Origin of the sequence: Corallococcus sp. CA053C, assembly GCF_003611675.1 — a bacterium.
Classification (GTDB): Bacteria; Myxococcota; Myxococcia; order Myxococcales; family Myxococcaceae; genus Corallococcus.
Genome location: NZ_RAWA01000914.1, coordinates 1 through 405, shown reverse-complemented (window position 1 = coordinate 405; position 405 = coordinate 1). Strand labels below are relative to the sequence as shown.

The following is a 405-nucleotide window of genomic DNA, read 5'->3' as shown; positions in this document are numbered from 1 at the left end:
ACCCACGACCCCAACCCGTGCAAGAGCAGCCCGGGCACCACCGCCACCGCCACCGGCACCGCCTTGAACGGCGGACGCGGCGCGTCACGCAGCAGCCCGACGCCGGGCTCGGACACGCGGCCTCCCTGGGGACGTGGCGAAGCCTCCGCTTCCGGCGCGGCCCGGCGCAGCTCCCCCGCTTCCGCGTAGACCGGGATGCCTTCGTCCCGCTCGGGCGCCACCACCGGACCGGACTCGTCCGCGGAGGCCACGGGCACGGGCCGGGGCCCGGCGTCCGTCAGCGCCCGCGCCACCACCTCCGGCGGCACCACCGACGTCCGCGCGCCCTTGCGCGCTGGCACGTCCCGGGGAACGTCGCCGCCGCCCAGCTCCGGGCCGCTCGCCAAGAGGTCGAACGCGGAGCGC

1 pseudogene is annotated in these 405 nt (G+C 78.5%); it reads right to left on the bottom strand.

Annotation, left to right across the window (positions count from 1 at the left end):
- Window positions 1-405, bottom strand: a pseudogene (locus D7V97_RS43860) (hypothetical protein); the annotation flags it as partial.